This window comes from Paraburkholderia sp. SIMBA_054, assembly GCF_046534875.1.
Taxonomy (GTDB): Bacteria; Pseudomonadota; Gammaproteobacteria; order Burkholderiales; family Burkholderiaceae; genus Paraburkholderia; species Paraburkholderia hospita.
Genome location: NZ_JAWRXV010001368.1, coordinates 1 through 248 on the forward strand (window position 1 = coordinate 1; position 248 = coordinate 248).

Annotated in this window: 1 pseudogene; it reads right to left on the reverse strand. The window is 57.7% G+C overall.

Annotated features, from left to right (window positions below):
• Positions 1–59 precede the first annotated feature (59 nt).
• Positions 60–248: pseudogene (locus tag SB822_RS59545) on the reverse strand (hypothetical protein); the annotation flags it as partial.

The window sequence follows — 248 nt, forward strand, 5'->3', positions numbered from 1 at the left end:
GCATCGGTCGAGATCCCGGTGCCTAATGAGTGAGCTAACTTACATTAATTGCGTTGCGCTCACTGCCCGCTTTCCAGTCGGGAAACCTGTCGTGCCAGCTGCATTAATGAATCGGCCAACGCGCGGGGAGAGGCGGTTTGCGTATTGGGCGCCAGGGTGGTTTTTCTTTTCACCAGTGAGACGGGCAACAGCTGATTGCCCTTCACCGCCTGGCCCTGAGAGAGTTGCAGCAAGCGGTCCACGCTGGT